At 28.9% G+C, this 1,017-nt stretch carries 1 protein-coding gene and 1 pseudogene; both read right to left on the reverse strand.

The window, feature by feature from the left end:
- A partial coding sequence (locus BGS40_RS04325; protein WP_141079786.1) for a flagellin N-terminal helical domain-containing protein occupies positions 1-144 on the reverse strand: 144 nt, incomplete at its 3' end.
- A 96-nt stretch (positions 145-240) separates the two neighbouring features.
- Positions 241-1,017 (reverse strand): annotated as a pseudogene (locus tag BGS40_RS04330) (motility associated factor glycosyltransferase family protein); the annotation flags it as partial.

Here is a 1,017-nt window from a genome sequence, read left to right on the forward strand (position 1 = left end):
CATCCCTGAAGCATCATCTGCTGCGGAGTTGATTCTAAGACCTGAACTAAGTCTGCTTAAAGAAGCATCTAAACTTTTACTATTTAAATCAGCGTTTGCTTTTGCATTTAAAGCTGCAACATTGGTGTTAATACGAAATCCCATTTTAAATCCTTTTAAAAAATTTCAAGCTCATCCATGAACTTGTTAAATGCTATATCGTGCAATCAAAAAAATATTTTATACTTTGGTGTCAAAATTTCATACTTTTGACAAAGACTTGTATTTTTGCTCTAGTTTTTCTATAAAATAAAGCAACCATTCATGGTAAGCTTTAATATAAGCTGTGATGAAATGCGTTTTATCTTGTATATGAAGTTTTAATACATCGGAAATTAATTTTCCACGATAAGCAAAAGCTCCTCTTAAAACTTCATCCTGTATAAACTCATCTTCATCTAAAGAGTGATTAAAATTTTCTATATTTTGATAGATTTTTTCTAAAAATTCTAAAGGCAAAAGAAAATCTTTACTGAGTATATTTTCTAAAATTTGTTTTAAAGCTAAAGCATCATTTAAAAATCTTTTAGCATTTTCTTGGTCTTTTTGTATTTTTTCTTTGAATTTAACTAGGAGTTTATCACTTCTATTTTTAGTTAAACTTTTTGGAAGTTCAAATTTGGGTTTTTCTTTTGTAAGGAGTTTTTCACAACATTCTTTAAAGGAAAGTTCTTCAGTGAAATTAATCCTTGCTCCACCTTCAGTAGCATTGTAAAATTTAGCCTTTTGATCATTGCAAGCAAAAAGATATTCTAATTTTATACGATAATCATTCCAAGCAATATGAGTTAAAACTTCTCCTTTACCTGCATAGGCAGGGACTTTAAGTTTATCTATATTTTCTTCACCGCTAAATTTCTCCCCAAAATCAAAACCTTTTGAGTGTGAATTTCCTTTTTCATCAAAGGCTAAATCTTGCCCTATCATAATAATATTTTTAAATCCCAAAGCCAAAGCTAAAGTGTAAGAAAAATGACT

The sequence above is a fragment of the Campylobacter sp. 107 genome (assembly GCF_002383835.1).
GTDB classification, from domain to species: Bacteria; Campylobacterota; Campylobacteria; order Campylobacterales; family Campylobacteraceae; genus Campylobacter_D; species Campylobacter_D jejuni.